Annotated in this window: 20 protein-coding genes; 5 read left to right on the plus strand and 15 right to left on the minus strand. The window is 58.8% G+C overall.

The annotated features are described in order from the left end of the window. Positions 1-113 precede the first annotated feature (113 nt). The 3 genes from H3Z84_RS15680 to H3Z84_RS15690 form a co-directional block, all read right to left on the minus strand. Positions 114-818: a DUF2726 domain-containing protein gene (locus H3Z84_RS15680; protein ID WP_199458132.1), complete on the minus strand. Its 705-nt coding sequence runs from the start codon at positions 816-818 to the stop codon at positions 114-116. Between the two features lie 401 nt (positions 819-1,219). Next, the gene (locus tag H3Z84_RS15685; protein ID WP_199458133.1) at positions 1,220-1,786 is read right to left on the minus strand and encodes a PIN domain-containing protein; all 567 of its coding nucleotides are present in this window, start codon (positions 1,784-1,786) and stop codon (positions 1,220-1,222) included. 6 nt (positions 1,787-1,792) lie between these two features. Continuing rightward, a complete protein-coding gene (locus H3Z84_RS15690) occupies positions 1,793-2,245 on the minus strand; it encodes a helix-turn-helix domain-containing protein (protein ID WP_199458134.1) in 453 nt (150 codons plus the stop codon). Positions 2,246-2,579: 334 nt separating this feature from the next. Here H3Z84_RS15690 and H3Z84_RS15695 point away from each other — a divergent pair, with 334 nt between their 5' ends. Beyond that, positions 2,580-2,825 (plus strand): hypothetical protein, encoded by a 246-nt coding sequence (locus tag H3Z84_RS15695; protein WP_199458135.1) that lies wholly within the window; start codon positions 2,580-2,582, stop codon positions 2,823-2,825. 90 nt (positions 2,826-2,915) lie between these two features. Here the strand turns inward: H3Z84_RS15695 and H3Z84_RS15700 are convergent, their stop codons facing one another. Then, positions 2,916-4,586, minus strand: a complete 1,671-nt coding sequence (locus H3Z84_RS15700) for an acetolactate synthase large subunit (protein ID WP_199458136.1) — start codon at positions 4,584-4,586, stop codon at positions 2,916-2,918. A 158-nt stretch (positions 4,587-4,744) separates the two neighbouring features. Then, on the minus strand, positions 4,745-6,226 hold the full coding sequence (gene mqo / locus H3Z84_RS15705; RefSeq protein WP_199458137.1) for a malate dehydrogenase (quinone): 1,482 nt from the start codon (positions 6,224-6,226) through the stop codon (positions 4,745-4,747). A gap of 405 nt (positions 6,227-6,631) precedes the next feature. Here mqo and H3Z84_RS15710 point away from each other — a divergent pair, with 405 nt between their 5' ends. Next, positions 6,632-7,606, plus strand: coding sequence for a calcium/sodium antiporter (locus H3Z84_RS15710; RefSeq protein ID WP_199458138.1), 975 nt, complete (start codon positions 6,632-6,634; stop codon positions 7,604-7,606). A 28-nt stretch (positions 7,607-7,634) separates the two neighbouring features. Here the strand turns inward: H3Z84_RS15710 and H3Z84_RS15715 are convergent, their stop codons facing one another. The 3 genes from H3Z84_RS15715 to msrA are packed head-to-tail and all read right to left on the minus strand — an operon-like array spanning position 7,635 to position 9,491. After that, entirely contained in the window at positions 7,635-8,399 is a 765-nt protein-coding gene (locus H3Z84_RS15715) for a lysophospholipid acyltransferase family protein (protein ID WP_199458139.1), read from the minus strand. Beyond that, positions 8,396-8,830: a peptide-methionine (R)-S-oxide reductase MsrB gene (gene msrB / locus H3Z84_RS15720; protein WP_058341826.1), complete on the minus strand. Its 435-nt coding sequence runs from the start codon at positions 8,828-8,830 to the stop codon at positions 8,396-8,398. The genes H3Z84_RS15715 and msrB overlap by 4 nt, the downstream gene beginning before the upstream one ends. A 10-nt stretch (positions 8,831-8,840) precedes the next feature. Beyond that, positions 8,841-9,491, minus strand: a complete 651-nt coding sequence (msrA, locus tag H3Z84_RS15725) for a peptide-methionine (S)-S-oxide reductase MsrA (RefSeq protein WP_199458140.1) — start codon at positions 9,489-9,491, stop codon at positions 8,841-8,843. 173 nt (positions 9,492-9,664) lie between these two features. Between msrA and H3Z84_RS15730 the strand changes: the two genes are divergently transcribed. Further along, positions 9,665-10,639 (plus strand): metallophosphoesterase, encoded by a 975-nt coding sequence (locus H3Z84_RS15730; protein ID WP_199458141.1) that lies wholly within the window; start codon positions 9,665-9,667, stop codon positions 10,637-10,639. A gap of 5 nt (positions 10,640-10,644) precedes the next feature. Here the strand turns inward: H3Z84_RS15730 and H3Z84_RS15735 are convergent, their stop codons facing one another. The 6 genes from H3Z84_RS15735 to H3Z84_RS15760 form a co-directional block, all read right to left on the minus strand. Continuing rightward, positions 10,645-11,127 (minus strand): CDP-archaeol synthase, encoded by a 483-nt coding sequence (locus H3Z84_RS15735; RefSeq protein WP_094625461.1) that lies wholly within the window; start codon positions 11,125-11,127, stop codon positions 10,645-10,647. A 23-nt stretch (positions 11,128-11,150) separates the two neighbouring features. Continuing rightward, a complete protein-coding gene (locus H3Z84_RS15740; protein ID WP_199458142.1) occupies positions 11,151-12,527 on the minus strand; it encodes a class II fumarate hydratase in 1,377 nt (458 codons plus the stop codon). 44 nt (positions 12,528-12,571) lie between these two features. Further along, positions 12,572-13,555: an MDR family oxidoreductase gene (locus H3Z84_RS15745; protein ID WP_199458143.1), complete on the minus strand. Its 984-nt coding sequence runs from the start codon at positions 13,553-13,555 to the stop codon at positions 12,572-12,574. A 43-nt stretch (positions 13,556-13,598) separates the two neighbouring features. Beyond that, positions 13,599-14,237 carry a TetR/AcrR family transcriptional regulator gene (locus H3Z84_RS15750; protein ID WP_199458144.1) on the minus strand — a complete coding sequence of 213 codons (639 nt, stop codon included), beginning with the start codon at positions 14,235-14,237 and terminating at the stop codon, positions 13,599-13,601. Positions 14,238-14,350: 113 nt separating this feature from the next. Then, entirely contained in the window at positions 14,351-15,871 is a 1,521-nt protein-coding gene (locus H3Z84_RS15755) for an aldehyde dehydrogenase family protein (protein WP_199458145.1), read from the minus strand. Between the two features lie 130 nt (positions 15,872-16,001). Further along, positions 16,002-17,357, minus strand: coding sequence for a WS/DGAT domain-containing protein (locus H3Z84_RS15760; protein ID WP_199458146.1), 1,356 nt, complete (start codon positions 17,355-17,357; stop codon positions 16,002-16,004). 339 nt (positions 17,358-17,696) lie between these two features. Between H3Z84_RS15760 and H3Z84_RS15765 the strand changes: the two genes are divergently transcribed. Both H3Z84_RS15765 and H3Z84_RS15770 read left to right on the plus strand, forming a co-directional pair. Continuing rightward, the gene (locus tag H3Z84_RS15765; RefSeq protein WP_022988331.1) at positions 17,697-18,620 is read left to right on the plus strand and encodes a hypothetical protein; all 924 of its coding nucleotides are present in this window, start codon (positions 17,697-17,699) and stop codon (positions 18,618-18,620) included. Between the two features lie 84 nt (positions 18,621-18,704). After that, complete coding sequence (locus H3Z84_RS15770) at positions 18,705-19,454, plus strand: FFLEELY motif protein (protein ID WP_199458147.1); 750 nt, start codon at positions 18,705-18,707, stop codon at positions 19,452-19,454. A 3-nt stretch (positions 19,455-19,457) separates the two neighbouring features. Here H3Z84_RS15770 and H3Z84_RS15775 read toward each other — a convergent pair whose 3' ends face one another. Further along, positions 19,458-19,736, minus strand: a complete 279-nt coding sequence (locus tag H3Z84_RS15775; RefSeq protein WP_094625439.1) for a polyhydroxyalkanoic acid system family protein — start codon at positions 19,734-19,736, stop codon at positions 19,458-19,460. Positions 19,737-19,743: the final 7 nt, after the last annotated feature.

Here is a 19,743-nt window from a genome sequence, read left to right on the forward strand (position 1 = left end):
AACGCTGGAAGCGAATCAAGGGGTTTGACCAACTGAAGCTGGTCGTGGACAACGTGCAGTTTCAGGATGGAATACAGGTGGAAGATCAATCTGGCAGGAACGCTGCCTGATGGTCATACACCAGATTTGACAATAACTCTCACTTGAGTCCCCGCATGCTTGCCTGAACGAACCCGCTTCTGGACCATAGGAGCATAGCAACGAGGACAAAAATTCTCCGGCGCCTCACCGGTACGAGACGCACTACTAGGCTCTCCAGCTGGCTGACCGCTCCCTTCAGCTCCAGCGGCTAATTCACTAATGGCTTCACTCGCCTGACCTAAACCCAGTGCTCGTAGAATGTCCGAGGTGGTGTAGCTCCGTTTGGCTTTAAACCTCACCAAAGGTAGCCCTGCGGCATCAAAGGCACTATCTAGAAAAGAGTCCCGCTCCCTTCTCTTGGTCGATTCATGCGATTTATCGTCCAGCTCGATAGCCCAAACCGGCTTGAAGGTTTTGCGTTCGACTACAACGATATCTATGTGGCGACTTTTTATTCTATTACGGAAAGACTGACGGGTTTGACGCTCAAGCCCAGCCTTCACCGAGATGAGATCTTCTACACGAACCTTACCGAATAGCCTGTATTGATCGCGGGGTAATGCGAGCTCAAGAACCTGATAAAAAGATCCCTCAGCCTCTGTCATTAGCCTGTCTCGACGCTGATAAGGGAGCTCGAATACCACACTTTTAGCAAAAGGCGAATTGGGAGAAACGAATAAATAGAATAAGACTGCGAACCCCGCTAACAGGATCGGAAACAACAATCCATCGAACACAAGAACACCTTTGCCTTTTCGGTTCCTTATGAGGTTATAAATAGTAGCCTATATTTCTTATCCATTACCAATTGACTTTAACAGGCGCCAACCATTTGACAGCAATATCCAAACTCAATACAGATCACGGCCTGCTTGTCGCATGGCACAAGTTCAAACAGAACGCGGGCAGAACTACGGAAAATGGATGAGAGGAGTAATATGCACGAATTGCATATTGCTACATTAAACACATCCGGCATTTCCGGAACGTTCGATAAAGGATCAGGCGCATGCATTCACAACTGGCAACGACCGAGCCTTTCTCGGTAGTTGCTTAACATGCAGCTTGTGGAATTTCGGTCTCTGGTGTTCCGCCGGGTTAGCCGCCAAACACATGTGTTCCATTCTGGAACCTATGATTAAAGAAAATCCGCAAATTCCCGAAGCTTTGAAACTGTTTGGGGTAACTGCTGCTTTTGCAGCGTTGCCAAAAAAGTATCGACACTAAGTGACGGATTCTTCAGCGCTGACCGCTGCGCCTGAAAAGCACGACAACATAGCGTCGGTGCCATGTCGATCTGATAGAGAATAAAATCGTCCGGGTGAATTACTTCGATATCGTACTGGCGAAGCGATGCATCAGGAAAATCTTTGAGGTTGAAAGTAACGATGGCGTTGGCGTTACAACGTATGGCGGCGGCCAGCACATGGCGATCATCCGGATCCGGGAGGTCCAGCCCCTCAATAAGCGGTTCGTAACCGTAAACTTTTGCATCTCGCACGTGCCGATCCATCAGCTCCTTCACCCGTAACAAACTTTCCGACGACTGTTTTTTCGCCCTCAATAGCGCGTTGATCCACTCGTCGTGGATGCGATCTGTCCAGTGCGCCTTGAACAGGTCCGTCAATGCCAGCCGCATTAGCGCATCTCTTAAGGGGGCGGGATACAGCACGCAGGCATCGTAGACGACGGTGAATTTGCTCATTGCCTGTCAGTACCCCAACCCCTCGCGCTGTGACAGCTCGGCCAATTCATCCAGTGTGGCCTGCCGTTGACGATCTATCTGTTCCTTATAGCTCAACACATCCTGCAGCTTGACCCGCCGGTGAGCGCCAACCTTACGGAATGGTATATCACCCGCCTCCAACAGCCGCACGAGGAACGGGCGGCTGACGTTCAGGAGGTTGGCCGCATCCTGTGTGCTGATCTCCTGATGATAAGGGATCAGGCTGATGGCATTGCCCTGAGACACCTCCGCCAGTACGTCCAACAAAATCTGCAATACATGCCCAGGCAGTACCAACTCATCAGCTTCGCCATTGCTGCCGCGCAACGAAAGCTGCACACGATCCACATCAGCGTATTTAGACAGCGTACGACTGGAGAGCTTGGCCTGTTCCACCTCTGCCGCCGTCGGCAAATGCACAATTTTCTGAGCAGACATCGTATCCCCCCCTGATATGAAAACGACAAATATCTATCGATGCATTATGCCCGCCAAACGAAATAAACAAAACACTCGAAATAGACGATTCACCAATAAGCCAACGTAGCTTGGGGCGGTTATCTGAACGTCTCGATATTATGGCAATCAACAAACGGGCTTTTGCCGTTTCAGCCCCACCAAAACAATCTGTTCAACATTTGCCTAATCCCCAACCCTGTGCTTTTATGAAACTGACAGGTCATTTGTTTGTTTTGATCTTTCATCCCGCCCTCGCCCGCCCAGCCTACGGCGCAACGGGCACAGAACCATTGCGAAACGGAGTTGCTTTGTTATGGCTTACGAAACGATAGACGGACAAAAATACGAAAAAGAACTGCTCGATCTGGCCCGCAAGCACACGACGGGGCGAGGAGAAGGCAAGTTGTCAAAAGATGAAGTGGCCGATTTGTTCAAATCTGCCCATGACGGCCCCGGCGTAACCGATACCGAAAAGGCCACCTTGGCCTACATTCGCAAGAACTTTGAATTTACCGATGCCGCCGCAAAGGATTTTGATGCTGCCTTTGCCAAACTCTAACCATTTTCCACAAAGGTTCCCGGTGCCGGGAGCCTTACCCTGCCCTGACCAAACTGGCTTCCGCCAGCCGGCGATCGCAACGACACATCGCTAAAGCTGCCGGGTCAGTTCCGCCAGTTCCTCGTCAAAAACCCGACGGTTCTCACTGTAATCCACGGGCACATCCACCAGATGCACGCCACCGGCGGCGAGAGCGTGCTCCAGGGTATGGCGCAGGTCTTCGGTGCGGGCAACCCGGTGACCGGTGGCGCCATAAGATTCGGCGTATTTCACGAAGTCCGGATTACGGTAATCCAGCCCGAAATCCGCCAGCCCTTCCTGGGCCTGCTTCCACTTGATCATGCCGTAGGCGCTGTCGTTGATGATCAGCACCACCAGGTTGAGGTCCAGCCGGACCGCCGTCTCCAGCTCCTGGCTGTTCATCATGAAGCCGCCATCGCCGCAGATGGCCATCACCTTCAGGTCCGGGTACAGCATGGACGCCATCATGGCACTGGGTAGCCCGGCGCCCATGGAAGCCAGTGCGTTGTCCAGCAGCACGGTGTTGTTGTCGTAGGCCGGATAGTTACGGGCAAACCAGAGCTTGTACATGCCATTATCCAGGGCAATGATGCCATCCTCAGGCATCACCGCCCGGACGTCGTGGACAATGCGCTGGGGAATCACCGGGAAGCGATCATCCTCGGCCTTGTCCCGGAGGTGCCGGTCGACGGCGGCCTTCACTTCCATGAACCGGGTAAAGTCGTGGTTGTGGCAGATACCACAGTTCTCCGCCATGTACTCGACACTGTTGGCGATGTCCCCGACCACCTCATGCTGGGGGAAGTACACCGGGTCCACATCGGCCCCGGAGAAGTTCACATGGATGACCTTCTTGCCTCCCGGCTGCATGAAGAACGGCGGTTTCTCCACCACATCATGACCAACATTGATCACCAGGTCGGCATGGTCGAGGGCCCGGTGTACAAAGTCTCCGGCCGAGAGGGCGGCATTGCCCAGGTAACGGGGATGGCGCTCGTCAACCACGCCCTTGCCCATCTGGGTGGTAAAGAACGGGATGTTGGTGGTGTTCACCAGGTGGATCAGTGCCTGGGAGACCCGCTTCCGGTTGGCACCGGCCCCGATCATGATCAGCGGGTGCCTTGCCTCACGAAGCATGTCGCAGGCAATCTCCAGGCTCTTCTGGCTGGCCGAGGGGCGCCGGGCATCGCTGGGCGCGAAGATGTGGGTGTCCGGTGCCGGCACTTCGGCGGCGATATCCTCCGGCAGTTCCAGGTGCACGGCGCCGGGGCGCTCCTCCGAGGCCAGTCGGAATGCTTCCCGAACCTTGGCGGGAATGGTATTGGCGTTGGAAATCTGGCGGGTGTACTTGGTGAGCGGCCGCATCAGGTCCACCACGTCGAGGATCTGGAACAGCCCCTGTTTGGAGGATTTGATCGGCTTCTGCCCGGAAATCATCATCATGGGCATGCCACCGAGCTGGGCGTAGGCAGCCGCCGTGACCAGGTTGGTGGCGCCCGGCCCCAGGGTGGACAGGCAGACCCCGACCCGGCCGGTCAGACGACCAAAGGTGGCGGCCATGAAACCTGCCGCCTGCTCATGCCGGTTGAGGATCAGCTGGATATCGCTCTCCCGGAGTGCCTCGAGCAGGTCGAGGTTCTCCTCGCCCGGTACTGCGAAGATGTACTTTACGCCCTCGTTCTCGAGGGCCCGGACGAACAGTTCTGCGCCATTACGCGGCGTGGCTTGCGCGTTGGTCATACTCTGCTTCCCCGTCAGGCCAATTTGCCTCCGAGCATAGCATTCTTTCCAACGCTGTCGGCAATCAGTCAGTACCGGGAGACTCAGCTTGAAGGCGGACAGCGGGTTATCCCCACTGTCCTCTGCACTTTCGGCGCTGCCGATACTGATTGGTTATATCAAGCGAGATTCAGGGTTGAAAGCGTACGCTCCCGCACCTTGTTCAGCAGCTGCTCGTCTTCCACCAGGGTCTGGCCGTATGACGGCACCAGCTCTTTCATGCGCTCCTGCCACTCGGCAGACTGCATCTTCTCGGGGAAGCAGCGCTCCAAGACATTCAGCATGGCATTGGCTGCGGTAGACGCACCCGGGGAAGCACCCAGCAGCGCCGCCAGCGAACCGTCTTTGGCTGCCACAATCTCGGTACCGAATTCCAGCTTGCCACCGCCTTCGACGGTCTGCTTGATGATCTGCACGCGCTGGCCAGCCATCTGCAGGGCCCAGTCGTCTTCCTGGGCATCCGGGAAGAAGTTGCGCAGGGATTCCACACGGTCAGTGTGGGACTGGAACACTTCGCCAATCAGGTACCGGGTCAGGTCCATGTTGCTCTTGCTCACCGACAGCATTGGCCGCAGGTTGGTGGCCCGCACCGAACCGAACAGGTCAAACACCGAGCCCTGCTTCAGGAAACGGGTGGTGAAACCGGCAAACGGCCCGAACAGCAGCGCCGGCTCACCGTTGATGATCCGGGTGTCCAGGTGCGGAACCGACATTGGCGGCGCGCCGATGGGCGCCTTGCCGTACACCTTGGAGTGATGTTCTTTCACGATTTCCGGCTTTTGACACACCAGCCACTGACCACTCACCGGGAAACCACCGTAACCGCGAGCTTCGTCAATGCCGGATTTCTGCAGCAGCGGCAACGCACCACCACCGGCACCCAGGAATACAAAGCCGGCTTCGAGCTTGGTCAGCTCACCGGTTTTCTGGTTCTTCACCCGGACTTTCCAGCGGCCGTTGTCACGCTGGTCGATGTAGTGCACCGGGCAGCTGAGCATCAGTTCGAAATTGGGCTGGGTTTCCAGCCACTTCACCATGCTGCGGGTCAGGGAGCCGAAATCCACATCGGAACCGTGCTTGATGCGGGTAGCGGCAACTTTCTGCATCGGGTTCCGATTGCTGACAACCAGTGGCATCCACTCAGCCAGGTCTTCCGGGTTTTCGGTGTATTCCATTTCCCGGAACAGGTGGTGGGCTTTCAGCTTCTGGAAGCGGCGCTTGAGGAAGGCAACGTCTTTCTCACCCCAGACAAAACTCTGGTGCGGCGTGCGGTTAATAAAGGTGGACGGCTCGGGCAGAATGCCCTGCTCTACCAGGTAAGACCAGAACTGCAGTGAAACCTCGAACTGTGCGTTGATCTGCAAAGCCCGGGCAATTTCAACATCACCGTTTTCGGTTTCGGGGGTGTAGTTCAGTTCGCAGTAGCCGGCGTGGCCGGTGCCTGCATTATTCCATCCATCGGTGCTTTCATGGGCAACGTGGTCAAGACGCTCCACCATGACGATGTCCAGAGACGGATCCAGCTGCCTGAGCATCATGCCGAGAGTAGCGCTCATGACGCCCCCTCCGACCAGCACTACGTCTGCCTGTCTTACGGCCATTGGTTTTCACCCTAGCTTAGTGTTGAAGCCTGATGCCACTCCACGATCAGCAAAGCGGCCTGTCGGAAGCCGGTCGGGCGCGAGGTAGACGGCGCTGCCGTATGCTTCCGGTATGAGATTGAGCGCGATTATCCCGATTTTTAACGGAATAATAAATTGCGATTGTCAATCGACGTGTGTCGGGCAAACTATGTTGTTTGCGACCATTCTCGCCTGTTTTGTTAACAATATCAGCGCCACTTTAGTCTGATACCGGCCAGGGGCCTATGCGGATCACCCCGTATAGCGGTATTTCCGATAGCCCGGGGGCTGACCTGAAACGCCCACTTACTGTATCTTTGTGCGCCAACTGTGACCTCGCCTGCGTAACCTGCGGCGACAACCTGAACCTAACGAGGTCTTCCTATGTTAATGGCTATAGGTGCCATTATTGCCGGGCTGGTACTGCTGGTCTGGAGTGCAGACAAATTTGTGGAGGGTGCGGCCGCCACGGCCAAGCACCTGGGCATGCCTACCTTGCTGATTGGCATGGTGATTATCGGCTTCGGCACCTCCGCACCGGAACTGGCGGTCTCTGCCATGGCGGCTTCAGATGGTAACCCCGGGCTCGCCCTGGGTAACGGCTACGGTTCGAACATTACCAACATTGCCCTGATTGTCGGCCTGACCGCCATCATCGCGCCCATTGCCGTGCATTCCCAGGTTATCCGCAAGGAACTGCCGCTGCTGCTGGTGCTGACCCTGATTGCCGGTGCACAGCTGCTGGACGGCGAACTGTCACGGCTTGATGGTTGGGTGCTGCTGGCTGTTTTTGCGGCCGTTATGGGCTGGTCTATCTACCAGGGTTATCAGGGCAAGGAAGATCCGCTGGCCGGGGACACCGAAACCGAGATGATCGCTCACCCCATGCCCCTGAAAAGCGCCATCATCTGGCTGGTGGTCGGGCTGGTTCTGTTGATTGCCAGCTCCCGGATTCTGGTCTGGGGCGCGGTAACCATCGCCCAGAGCCTGGGCATCAGCGACCTGATTATCGGGTTGACCATCGTCGCGATCGGTACCTCCTTGCCGGAACTGGCATCGGCACTGGCCGCAGTAAAGAAGAACGAGCACGACCTGATCCTTGGCAACATTCTGGGTTCCGGGATTTTCAACACCCTGGCCGTGGTGGGCCTTGCCGCGGTTATTGAGCCGCTGTCGGTCGCCCCGGAAGTACTCTACCGCGACTGGACCCTGATGTTCGGGCTGACACTGGCCTTGCTGGTGATGGGCTTCGGCCTGACCGGCTGGCGCAAGCTGATATCAAGGGTAGATGGTGCCCTGTTGCTGCTGGTGTACGTTGGTTACACCGGTTATTTGTTCTCCACCATGGCAGCAAGCTGAACCACTTGCCGTCCGCGAGGCTGGCGCATCAGCCAGCCTCGCCATCCCCCAGTAACTCTTCCAGCCGCTGGCGCACTTCTTCCATGACCCCGGCCAGGTCTTCCTTGGACTTTCCTGCCGTATCGATGGGCGTTCCTACCCGAACATCGACTGGCTGCCCGAGGTTAATCTGCATGCTCCGGGCGGGCAGCACCCGGTGAATACCCCGGATGGCCACCGGAACAATCACCGCTTCGGTATCCAGAGCCAGGTGGAAACACCCCTTCTTGAAGGGCAGCAAGTTACCATCCGGTGACCGGGTACCTTCAGGCGCCGCCCACAGCACTATCCCGCTCTCCATCATCGCCCGCGCCCGGTCCAGGTCACGCACGGCATTTTGCCGGTTGGAACGGTCTATGGACGGAAACTCGGCGGCCGCCATGGCCTGGCCTAACAAAGGGATCTTGAACAGCTCTTTCTTGGCGAGCATACGAATGGAGCCGGGCAGCGAAACAAAGCTGACCGGAATATCGTAGTGACTGGCATGGGTGCTCATGATGATATACCGCCGGCCGTCGTTGAAGTCCGGAACCTCCCCGCGAACGGTCAGGCTGGTTCGTACCAGTTTCAGCAACGCGGTAGACCACTCCCGGCAGTACTTGTCGACAATCCGACGGTCCAGTTTGCCGAACAACGCCCGTAACAACACCAGTAACGAATAAAGCGCCGTCAGCCCCACAGACCCCAGCACCACAGCCGCGCGCCGCAGCAGGGTTGCCGATTCAGTTAACGGGCTCAAGTTCAGTCGTTTCATGCTGAATGCTCTGTCTCCCGGAACACCAGAGACACCGAATTCAGGCAATACCGCTGACCGGTGGGTGGCGGACCATCGGGGAACACATGGCCCTGGTGGCTGTCGCAGCGGGCACAGCGGATCTCCGTCCGCACCATGCCAAAGCTGGTGTCCTCAATGTAGCGGATATGTTCCGGGTCAAACGGCTGGAAGAAGCTCGGCCAGCCTGTGCCAGAATCAAACTTGGCATCGGAGCTGAACAACGGCAGGTCACACAGCCGGCAGTGGTATACCCCGGTCTTCTTGTTGTCCAGCAGGGTACCGCAGAACGGGTGCTCGGTGCCGTGGTCCAGCAACACCCGTCGCTCTTCCGCGCTCAGTGCGCTGGCCTTGTCTTCAATGTCCGCTTCGCTCAGCGGGGTCAGGTCATAGCCTGATGCCGATACACTCATTGCATTCTCCTCAGGCCAGGTCCTGGTCGTCCTGGCTGAATTCGGGTTTCAGTCGGTCCGGCCATGCGCTGGCCAGCTTTTCCATCTTCGGGGCGGCTACGGCCATGATATAAGGCTGGTACGGATTACGGGCCGCAAAGTTCTGGTGGTGCGCCTCGGCCGGGTAAAACGCCGTCAGCGGCTCCAGGGTGGTAACCACCGGTGCCGGGTAAACGCCGGACTCATCCAGTTGCCGGATGTAGGCCTGCACCAGCTGCTTCTGGGCATCGGTTTCATAGAATACGGCAGACCGATACTGGCTGCCGATGTCGTTGCCCTGCCGGTTCAGCTGGGTCGGGTCGTGGGCCACCGAGAAAAACACCCGCAGCAGTTCGCCGAAACCGACCTTTTCCGGGTTGTAGTGCACATCTACCACTTCAGCATGGCCGGTGCTGCCGGAACAGACCGCCTCATAATTCGCTGTGTCAGCCGAACCACCGGCATAGCCGGATTCAACCCGGGTAACTCCGTCGATAGCCAGGAACACCGCTTCCACGCACCAGAAGCAACCACCGGCCAGCACCACATGGGCTTCGCTGCCGGCTTCAGGCAGTTCCTGTTCCGGGGTCGGGAACCGGCTGCGCGGCACATTCAGGCCCGGAATATTGCAGCTTTCGGTCATAGTTTGTCTCCAGTCTCTGGTTGCACAGGTTATACCCGTGTATACGACCACCGATAATAAACAGACACAACCGCAACATGAAATTATGTCAGGACGGTTGCACATGCCCTGTCAGCCACCATAATGAAAACAGGGGCCAGCGATAAGACCCCGCTCGGCATCAGGGAAACAGCATGACAGCAAAAGTCCGCGAACCGGAAGATCAGGACGAGCTTCTCCATTACCGCCTAAGCCTTCGGCTGGGGCCGGTACACGCCCGCCAGCGCCTGGGCATCGAGCAGGAATCCGAAGCCCTGGTTCTGGGCCGCGACAAGCGATCATTTCACCTGGAAAACCTCGCCAATGCGCCGGGTTTCATCCGTTTTTGCCTGCAGTCGGTCGGTCTGTTTAACCGGGCCCAGAGCAACAGCCGCAAACTGCGAACCGCCCACAACAGCTTCGTGCTGCCAGACCTGCCCGAGGCCTTTGAAGGTTTCAGGATACTGCACCTGACCGACCTGCACGTGGATATGGACGAGCAGAACCTGCAAGCCGTCATCCGCCAGATTGAACCACTGGACTACGATCTGTGCGTACTGACCGGCGATTATCGCCAGCGCACCTGGGGCCCGGTAGATGCCGCCCTGGCGGGCATGGAAAAGCTCCGAGAGGCGATCCGGGGAGACACCTACGCGGTGCTGGGCAACCACGACAGCGTGCGCATGGTTCCGGCACTGGAAGACATGGGCTACCGGTTGCTGATGAATGAAATGGTGCCACTGGAACGGGAACAGGCCAGGATTTACCTGGCCGGAGTAGACGACGCCCACTATTACAAAGTGCACAACCTGCACCGGGCCGGCGATGACATTCCCGCAGGCGGTATCAGCCTGCTGCTCAGTCACACACCTGAAATCTGGCGCGAAGCGGCCCACGCGGGCTATGACATGTTTTTATGCGGCCACACCCACGGGGGGCAGATCTGCCTGCCCGGCGGCATTCCGGTCACCCTCGACTCCGACTGCCCCCGCAGGCTCGGCAAGGGCTCTTGGCAGGTGAACGGTATGCAGGGGTATACCTCGCCGGGGGCGGGAACCTCGGTGCTGAATGTGCGGCTGAACTGCCCGCCGGAAGTGACACTGCATACCCTCACCCGGGGCCCGGCCTGAGGCCCTCAGTGAGGCTGCTTGCGGATACCCAGCCGGAACAGCAGCGGCGACACCACTACGTTGGCAATGGCAAACAGCACAGCCACCGAAACCGCCTGCCATAACGCCAGCGGCAACCAGTACCAGGCCATCAGCATGGGCAACAGGGCTTCCGGCAGCTGATCCAGCCACAGGGCGCGGGAACTGGACACCAGCCCTGCGCGGCGCTTGATGAAACTGCTGAGCAAATCCCCCAGCAACGCCAGCAAGCCGAACAGCGCCCCGAAAATCCAGCCCAGCCCCAGCCAGGCCGCGAATAACAGACAGGACAGCACACCGGAAGCCAGCCCGCGCCAGGTTTTGCTGTGACCAAACACCGGCCGGCCGTCACGCCATAGCCGGTCACCATCTACCGGCCAGTCCCAGCGATTGTGCAACAGCCGGGCCACCACCACCGGAGACCCGTTGGCCAGAACCAGCATGACAAACAACTCCAGCGACAACAGCACGGGCTACCTCCGGCGGGACTGGCTCAGGCGAGCCCTCCACGGGTCAGCTTGAGCGGATCCATCAGTTCTTCCAAACGCTGACGGCTCAGGCCACTGCGTTCTTCCGCCACATCAATCACCGGCCGGCCGGTGCGATAGGCTTCCTTTGCAATGTCCGCCGCCAGGGCATAGCCGATCTCCGGGTTCAGGGCCGTCACCAGCACCGGGTTGCGCCCCACACCGGCATTCAGGTTATCGGCATTGACCGTAAAGCCCTGAATGGCCTTGTCGGCCAGCATGGTTGTGGCATTGGCCAGCAGGCCGGTCATATCCAGCAGGTTGGCGCCCACCAGCGGCAGCATCACGTTCAGCTGGAAATTGCCGGACTGGCCGGCCATGGCCACGGCGTTATCCAGCCCCATCACCTGGGCTCCGACCATGGCCACCGATTCCGGAATGACCGGGTTCACCTTGCCGGGCATGATACTGCTGCCCGGCTGCAGCGCCGGCAAGCTGATCTCTGATAAGCCATGAATGGGGCCGCTGTTCATCCAGCGCAGATCGTTGGCGATCTTGGTCAGTACCACCGCAAGCCCCCTGAGCTGGGCCGACAGCGCCACCGGCGCGTCCACCGCACTCTGGGCTACGAACTTGTGGTTGAGGGATCGAAAACTGTAGCCACTGTTTATCTTCAGGAACTTGATGAACTGCCCGGCAAACTCGGAAGCGGCATTTACCCCGGTGCCTACCGCCGTTCCACCCTGGGGCAGGTCTGCCAGCTCGTCCATCGCCGCTTCAAGCCGCTTTTCAACTGCTGCCAGCTGCTCCCGCCAGGTTTTCAGTTCCTGGCCGAGGGTAACGGGCATGGCATCCATCAGGTGGGTTCTGCCGGTTTTCACCTGCCCTGCCAGCTCACCCTCGCGCTGGTAAATCACCCCGCGAAGGTGCGAGATGGCTGGCAACAACTTGTTCTTTACCGCCAGCACCGAGCTGATGTGAATGGCGGTGGGGATCACATCGTTCGAGCTCTGGCTCATGTTCACGTGATCGTTCGGGTTTACATCCACCCCCTGTTGCCGGGCGATAGCGGCCACCACCTCGTTCACGTTCATATTGGTACTGGTGCCGGACCCGGTCTGGTAGCGGTCAACCGGAAACTGGTCGGCAAACTCGCCCATGCTCAGCCGACCGCAGGCCTGCACAATGGCATCCCGACAGGGCGCACCCAGCAAGCCCAGGGAAGCATTAGCCTGGGCGGCAGACCATTTCACCAGTACCACCGCCTTGATGAAATCGGCCGGCATGGGCTGGCCGCTGACCGGAAAGTTGTCGATGGCCCTTTGGGTCTGGGCGCCCCAGAGGGCCTCTGCGGGTACTGCCACTTCGCCCAGACTGTCCTGTTCGGTTCTGTAGTCGGTCACTTGATCTCCCTGCTCCGTTGCACTTGCGTCCGACCAGTATAAAGCTAACCGGCCACCGGAATCACAATGCGACCTCGAATCTTGCCATCCATCAGCCGGCCAGCGGCGTCGATGGCATCATCAAAGGCCACTTCGGTGATCATGCTGTCCAGCAGTTCCGGAGACAGATCCTCGGCCAGGCGCTTCCAGGCATACACCCGGTCCGCTTTCGGGGCCATCACACTGTCGATGCCACACAGGGTCACGCCACGCAGGATGAACGGAGCCACGGTTGCCGGAAGATCCATGCCGGCTGCCAGGCCACACGCGGCCACTACCCCGTGATACTTCATGCCCGCACAAACATTGGCCAGTACCTGGCCGCCGGCCACATCCACAGCACCTGCCCAGGTTTCCCGGGCCAGCGGTTTGCCCGGCTCACTCAATTCGGCCCGGTCCAGAATCTGTTTGGCGCCCAGGGATTTCAGGTAAGCTTCCTCTTCCGGCCTGCCCGTTACCGCAGTCACCGAGTAGCCCAGCTTGGCCAGAATGGCCACCGCCACGCTGCCAACACCACCTGTAGCACCGGTTACCAGGATGTCGCCGGATTCTGGCTTAACGCCGTGTTTCTCCAGAGCGATGACACACAGCATGGCGGTGTAACCCGCGGTGCCGATGGCCATGGCCTGGCGGGCCGTGAACGGCGCCTGCAGCGGGATCAGCCAGTCACCCGAAAGCCGGGCTTTCTGGGCCAGGCCGCCCCAGTGTTTCTCACCCACTCCCCAGCCATTGAGCACCACTTCGTCTCCGGCCTTGAAGTCGGGGTTGGACGATTCAGTCACCACACCAGCCAGGTCGATGCCCGGAACCATCGGATAGGTTTTCGCGATGGGAGCGCGACCGGTAATGGCCAGGGCATCCTTGTAGTTCAGGGTGCTATAGGCGACATCAATGGTCACATCGCCTTCGGGTAGCTGAGCCTCGTCTACGGACTTCAGCGATACCTGTTGGTCGCCACGGCTGCCTTCAATCAGGATTGCTTTGAACATGTTGCCTCCAGGGATTCTGGTAACGTGAATTGAACTTCGTGAATCAGCAACTGCGAACCAGCGCCATAAAACCCTCGGCAAACTGATCCAGCGGTTGCGGGGATTGCTCAAGCTTGGCGCGCAAAACCGCGCCTTCCCAGCCAATCCAGAAAAACTTTGCCATCTGCTCCGGCTCAATATGTCCTGGTATTTCGCCAGCCTGCCGGGCTTCTTCGAGAACCCGGGCGACCCGGGCTTCCCAGTCTTGAAATACCTCTCGCAACAAGCTTCGAAAACTTTCCGGCAGTGCGGCCATTTCCTGGCCCAGGTTGCCGATCAGGCACCCCCGCCGGTAACCGAACCTGTGCATACCGGCTCTGGCGTCGTCTACGAATGCCTGGATGCGTGCCAGGGGGCTGAGATTGCTGTCGGATAAAGAACGCTCCAGCTTGTTGGCGAAAAAACGCCCGTAGGCTTCAATCAGAGCCGCGCCAAAAGCTTCCTTGTTGTCAAAGTAATGGTAGAAGGAGCCCTTGGGCACTCCCGCCTGGCGCAGAATTTCATCAAGGCCGGTGTAGGAGTAGCCCTTTTCAGTCAAGGCCGCCAGCCCTACTCCGATCAGAGCCTGGCGGGTGTCCTGGTAACCGGCATTCCGGCTTTTCGGAGGGCGCCCCCGTTTACGTTTGACTGCTGCAGATTCCAAAGGCTCCCCCTTTTTAGACCGGTCGTCTATTTAACTTCACAAGAATACGATCGATCGTCTATTAAAATCAAATAAAAAGACCCCCGGGAGGGGGCCTTAGTACTGCTTGCAGATCAGAAGAACCCGAGAGGGTTGGTGTCGTAGCTGGTCAACATACACTTGGTCTGCTGATAGTGTTCCAGCGCCATCTTGTGGGTCTCGCGGCCAACACCGGACTTCTTGTAACCACCGAAGGCCGCGTGGGCAGGGTATGCGTGGTAGCAGTTCATCCAGACCCGACCGGCCTGGATATTGCGGCCCAAGCGGTACGCAAGATTGGTGTCGCGGGTCCACACGCCGGCACCCAGACCAAACTCGGTGTCGTTGGCAATGGCCAGGGCTTCTTCCTCGGTCTTGAAGGTGGTGACACCCACCACCGGGCCAAAGATTTCTTCCTGGAACACCCGCATCTTGTTGTCGCCCTTGAACAGGGTCGGCTGGATGTAGAAACCGTTGTTGAACTCGCCTTCCAGGTGCTCGCGGTCACCACCGGTCAGCACAACCGCGCCTTCCTGACGACCAATTTCCATGTACGACATGATTTTGTCGAACTGTTCCTTGGACGCCTGAGCACCAACCTGAACGTCGGTATCCAACGGGTTGCCACGCTTGATGGCCTTGGTGCGCTCAACCACTTTCTGCATGAACTCTTCGAACATATCTTCCTGAACCAGCGCCCGTGACGGGCAGGTGCAGACTTCGCCCTGGTTAAAGAACGCCAGCACCAGGCCTTCCACGCACTTGTCGACAAATTCCGGCTCAGCCTTCATCACATCGGAGAAGTAGATATTCGGGGACTTGCCACCCAGCTCAACCGTCGACGGGATGATGTTTTCAGCCGCGCACTTGAGGATGTGCGAGCCCACCGGGGTGGAGCCGGTGAAGGCAATCTTGGCAATACGCTTGCTGGTAGCCAGGGCCTGGCCGGCTTCCGGACCATAGCCATTGACGATATTGAGCACGCCCGGCGGCAGCAGGTCGCCGATGATTTCCATCAGCACCAGGATGCTGGCCGGAGTCTGCTCGGCGGGTTTCAGCACGGTGCAGTTACCGGCAGCCAGGCACGGGCCCAGCTTCCAGGCCGCCATCAGCAGCGGGAAGTTCCAGGGAATAATCTGCCCCACTACACCCAGCGGCTCGTGGAAATGGTACGCCACGGTGTTGTGGTCGATCTCGCCCATATGGCCTTCCTGGGCCCGGATACAACCGGCGAAGTAACGGAAATGGTCGGCGGCCAGTGGAATGTCGGCGTTCAATGTTTCACGAACCGCTTTGCCGTTGTCCCAGGTCTCCGCCACCGCCAGCTTTTCGAGATTGGCCTCGATGCGATCCGCAATTTTCAGCAGGATGTTGGAACGTTCTGTAGGGGATGTCTTGCCCCAGGCCGGTGCCGCCTTGTGGGCGGCGTCCAGTGCCAGGTCAATATCCTCGGCAGTCGAACGGGGTACTTCACAGAACACGGCGCCGGTGACCGGGGTGATGTTGTCGAAGTACTGGCCTTTTACAGGCGCCACCCACTCGCCGCCAATGTAGTTTTCGTAGCGGGATTTGAAGGAAACAACGGAGCCTTCTTGTCCGGGTTGTGCATAGATCATGACTTCTGCCTCTTTGTTGTGATTGTCGCAGGGCAACGCAGCCTTTTGCGTTAACACAACAAAGGTAGACCCAATCCGGAAGGTTTGCAGGCAGACGCAGCAAGAATCGGCTAAGCCAATGGTCGTATGGTCAGTCCAGCTGATCCAGTTCCGCCAGGCAATCCTCCAGAAACGCCGCAGGATCCGCCATCACGGCCTCATCCGCCACAACGCCAAACTGCACCTGCCCGGCATAGCTGACAATGCTCACACCCAGGCCGATATTCCCGGCCTGGGGCACCCAGAACATCTGCTCGGTAATCGGGCAACCGGCCAGGTAACGGGTTTCCGGGGTGCCCGGCACGTTGGAAACCACGGCCGAGGCCTTGCGAAAGAACAGGTCGGCCAGGGGTTTGCGGCCGATGTCTGGCAACAGGGAGGCGCAGGCAGTCAGGCCCCAGGCCAGGCCCGGTTGCCAGCTCTTCTTGAGTTTGCGGGTTTCGTGTTTGATACGGAACAACCGCTCCAGGGCGCTTTCGCCATCTACCGGCAGTGGCACAAACACGGTACCGAAGCAGTTGCCGGGCTCGCCGGCTTCGGGCTTGATGCCTTCGGGCAAGCGGGTGCGGATGTCTACCGGCACGGCGGCGTGCATCACCGCATCGTCCAGCTGTTCCGGTGTCATGCCCAGCCGCGGGCGTACCGCTGCAGCCACGCAGGCCAGCAGCACATCGTTGATGGTGGTGCGGGTTTGGTGGGCAATGGCGCGAAAGCGCTCCAGCGGCACCGGAGCCGACCACCGGCAATTGCGCTGGCCGGCCAGCGGCCGCTTGAGATCAGACGGGGAATCTTCTTCCTCGGCCAGGAATTCGCTCAGCTCATGCACCAGTCGCGCCCCGTTCTGTACGGTGCGGGCCGCAAGGGTTTGCTCCAGGCCGGTCTCCGGCTTTTCTGAATCAGTCTGTGTGGTGGCGCCGCAGCGGGCAAGCTGTGAGCCCAGCCATTGCTGGGCGGTTTCCAGCCAGCGCCCTACCCGGGGCTGCTCCGGGGCGCCGTATACCGCCGGGTATTGCCGGGGCGACGCCGGGCACAACTGGTCGAAAATACTCAACAGCGACAAACCATCGGCATAGCAATGGTGCAATCGCAGCAGCAGGGCTGCGCCGCCTTCGGCGTTAGGGGCCAGCCAGAATTTCCAGGCCGGGCGATAAAGCGGCAGGGGGTCGTTCAACCGGGCAGACACCCAGTCCTGCAGCTGGTGCTGGTCAAACCGGTCCAGCGCCACATCCAGGTGGTGCGCCACATTAAAGGTAGCGTCTGGCTGCCAGTACCAGGCCGGGGCTTTCCACACCGGGCGGCAACCAAAGCGTTCCCAGGCCGACCAGTAAACCTCAAGAAACTCCCGGAAACGGCCGGCGGTCAGCCCGTCCACCCGGAGCATGATGGTGATGGTCATGGGGTTGTCCGGCCGTTCCAAAGCCAGCCAGGCCGAATCCGAAGGCAGCATGAGATGCGAGTGCTCTTGGTTCAAACCTGAAGGTCCCCGGTCAGTAAACTGGTGAAAAGCCAATCCGGCATTGTGCCAGAGTCGTTCATCCGGCTCCATCGTGTGGATACCTCGCACAGGCTTACAAAAAGTTACACGCGATTAACTGTTCGCTTCTATACTCGCTATATGGCTTGATGCAATGGTTATAAACTGAACGACGCAAAGCCTGATTGGCCCCGAATCACCAAAAATCCGGGCACTGGTGCCACTACACCCGCACGCCGATCGGGGTACAAAAGCTAAACCGGCTATCCAATTCCAAAAAAAGCCTGAAGCTGTGCCGGGGGGAGATGAACAATGAAAGCCAGTCATGTTCGCAAGCTGATCAAACCCATCGAAAACGCCTATTCGGAAATGTTTTCCGGCCGGGTATTCCGGGTTGGCAAGGGCGCTGTGTCTGTGCGGAACCACAGCGGCGCGGCAGAACAGACCGTGATCGGCGTACACGGCTTTCTGGAAAACCACTGCTACTTCACCCAGGCCTACGACGCCCCCACAACCGAACTGATCCTGCTCACTTGCAGCAACTACCACATACCGGTGAATGGCGTAACGCCTGAAACTCCGGACTGGGAAGTACCCATCAAACACCTTGAAGGCACCATCGAATACGATGCCTGCATCCTGAACCAGGCCTTGCAGAACCTGCCCACCACCCGCAACATCCGGGTGCACGGCCATTCCCGGGGTGGCGCGGTTATTCTGGAAGCCATCCGCCAGTGGCCGGAACTCTATGAAGACGCGGAAGTCGTGCTGGAAGCCCCGGTACTGCCCCAGGGCAAACTGCACGCCCTGGTAACCACGCTTCTGGAACCGGTCAGCCACGGTATGTGGCCCTGGCTGATCCGCCTGATCAACAGTGCCCCGCAGTCAGCCTATGGCCAGACCTTCTTCGGCAAGATGAACCCGCGCAAGCGCCAGTTGCTGGGCAAACTGTTCTACGCCACCAAGGATCACCTCACCATTGTTCGCAACATCGAGAACATCATGGAGTGGATGGCCCGCACAGACAGTTCCGTGTACCAGCATGTGCGCCATGGCACCTTCCTGATCCCCGGCACCGACCGCATTCTGGACCGCACCGCCATGCTGGCCAGCGCCCGCACCAGCCCCACCACCATGCGGATTGTTGAAACCGGGGCACCCAGCCACTTCATCACCCTGGACAGCAAGGAATGGGTACCGGGCTTTGAAACCCTGCCTGCCGCCGCACAAGGCTGAATTCCTGGCCCCGATTCCGGGTGCACCGGCTGCGGGGCTCCGTTAAACTGCGCGGTTTCAGGTTCAGTGTGATGGAGTCCCGGCATGTATCGTGAGCGCCTGGTCGCAACGGAAGTGCAGTCAGAAAACGCCCACAGGCTCAAGCGCCTGCTGCTTGAGTACCACGACTTCCGGCAACTGAAAGCTGCCAGTCCACTGCTGGGCGACACCCGCCGGATTGCCGACTGGCAGGCCGAGCGCCTGAAAACTACCCACCAGGACCTGTACCGCCACCCCGGCTATCACACCGGCCTGGAATTCCTGCTGACCGACCTCTACGCCCCGGCCGGCATGACCCGCCGCGATGACAACATCGACCGTGTATTCCCGAAAATGGTGAAGTGGCTGCCCGACCACCTGCTGGCCACCTTTGCCGGCCTGGTCGAATTGAACCTGCTGACCCAGAGCCTGGACCTGGAACTGGCCGAATGGTTTGACAGGCAAGGCCTGGATACCGGCTCGATCACCGCCGCAGCCTGGTGCGAAGGCTACCGGGCCAGCGGGCAACTTCCGGCACGGCACCGGCAGCTGGAACTGGTTTCCGATACCGGCCAGCAGCTCGACCGCTATGTACGCAACCGCACACTGGGCTGGCTGCTGTCGATGACCCGGGGACCGGCGGAAATGGCGGAACTGGGCGATTTGCACAGCTTTTTGCACCGGGGTTACAGCGCTTTCCGGAAAATGGACAAGGTAGATCTGTTGATCGAGCGGCTTATCAGCCGGGAAAGGCAGGTAATGGAGAACATACTGAAAGGCCACCCGGAGCCGTTTACGCTGCCGGGCGACCTGTAGCGATCAGGCCTGGATGATCTGGTCCAGCTGGGAATGAATTTCCTGCTCGATGCGGGATTTGAACGGTCGCAGCATCATGCCCAGTTCCAGGCGGATATGCAGGTCGCTCTCGGCAATTTCCAGCTGGCCTTTCACGCCGCTGCGCTTGAATTTAAGCAGGTCGCCTTCCCACTGATAGTTAACGTCGAACTGCCGGGACAAGTCCTTGGCCAGGGTTTCGGCGGCCTCTCGGGCGTGGGCCTTGTCCAGGGAATGGGCGCGATGGATATCGATAACAGACATGAATCAG

It is taken from the genome of Marinobacter sp. bablab_jr003 (assembly GCF_016464245.1).
Taxonomy (GTDB): domain Bacteria; phylum Pseudomonadota; class Gammaproteobacteria; order Pseudomonadales; family Oleiphilaceae; genus Marinobacter; species Marinobacter vinifirmus.

Excerpts from the sequence above, each read along its gene's own strand:
- H3Z84_RS15685 (WP_199458133.1), bottom strand. The coding sequence starts at position 1,786 with ATGAGCAAATTCACCGTCGTCTACGATGCCTGCGTGCTGTATCCCGCC.
- H3Z84_RS15690 (WP_199458134.1), bottom strand. The coding sequence starts at position 2,245 with ATGTCTGCTCAGAAAATTGTGCATTTGCCGACGGCGGCAGAGGTGGAA.
- H3Z84_RS15695 (WP_199458135.1), top strand. The coding sequence starts at position 2,580 with ATGGCTTACGAAACGATAGACGGACAAAAATACGAAAAAGAACTGCTC.
- H3Z84_RS15700 (WP_199458136.1), bottom strand. The coding sequence starts at position 4,586 with ATGACCAACGCGCAAGCCACGCCGCGTAATGGCGCAGAACTGTTCGTC.
- mqo (WP_199458137.1), bottom strand. The coding sequence starts at position 6,226 with ATGGCCGTAAGACAGGCAGACGTAGTGCTGGTCGGAGGGGGCGTCATG.
- H3Z84_RS15710 (WP_199458138.1), top strand. The coding sequence starts at position 6,632 with ATGTTAATGGCTATAGGTGCCATTATTGCCGGGCTGGTACTGCTGGTC.
- H3Z84_RS15715 (WP_199458139.1), bottom strand. The coding sequence starts at position 8,399 with ATGAAACGACTGAACTTGAGCCCGTTAACTGAATCGGCAACCCTGCTG.
- msrB (WP_058341826.1), bottom strand. The coding sequence starts at position 8,830 with ATGAGTGTATCGGCATCAGGCTATGACCTGACCCCGCTGAGCGAAGCG.
- msrA (WP_199458140.1), bottom strand. The coding sequence starts at position 9,491 with ATGACCGAAAGCTGCAATATTCCGGGCCTGAATGTGCCGCGCAGCCGG.
- H3Z84_RS15730 (WP_199458141.1), top strand. The coding sequence starts at position 9,665 with ATGACAGCAAAAGTCCGCGAACCGGAAGATCAGGACGAGCTTCTCCAT.
- H3Z84_RS15745 (WP_199458143.1), bottom strand. The coding sequence starts at position 13,555 with ATGTTCAAAGCAATCCTGATTGAAGGCAGCCGTGGCGACCAACAGGTA.
- H3Z84_RS15755 (WP_199458145.1), bottom strand. The coding sequence starts at position 15,871 with ATGATCTATGCACAACCCGGACAAGAAGGCTCCGTTGTTTCCTTCAAA.
- H3Z84_RS15760 (WP_199458146.1), bottom strand. The coding sequence starts at position 17,357 with ATGCTGCCTTCGGATTCGGCCTGGCTGGCTTTGGAACGGCCGGACAAC.
- H3Z84_RS15765 (WP_022988331.1), top strand. The coding sequence starts at position 17,697 with ATGAAAGCCAGTCATGTTCGCAAGCTGATCAAACCCATCGAAAACGCC.
- H3Z84_RS15770 (WP_199458147.1), top strand. The coding sequence starts at position 18,705 with ATGTATCGTGAGCGCCTGGTCGCAACGGAAGTGCAGTCAGAAAACGCC.
- H3Z84_RS15775 (WP_094625439.1), bottom strand. The coding sequence starts at position 19,736 with ATGTCTGTTATCGATATCCATCGCGCCCATTCCCTGGACAAGGCCCAC.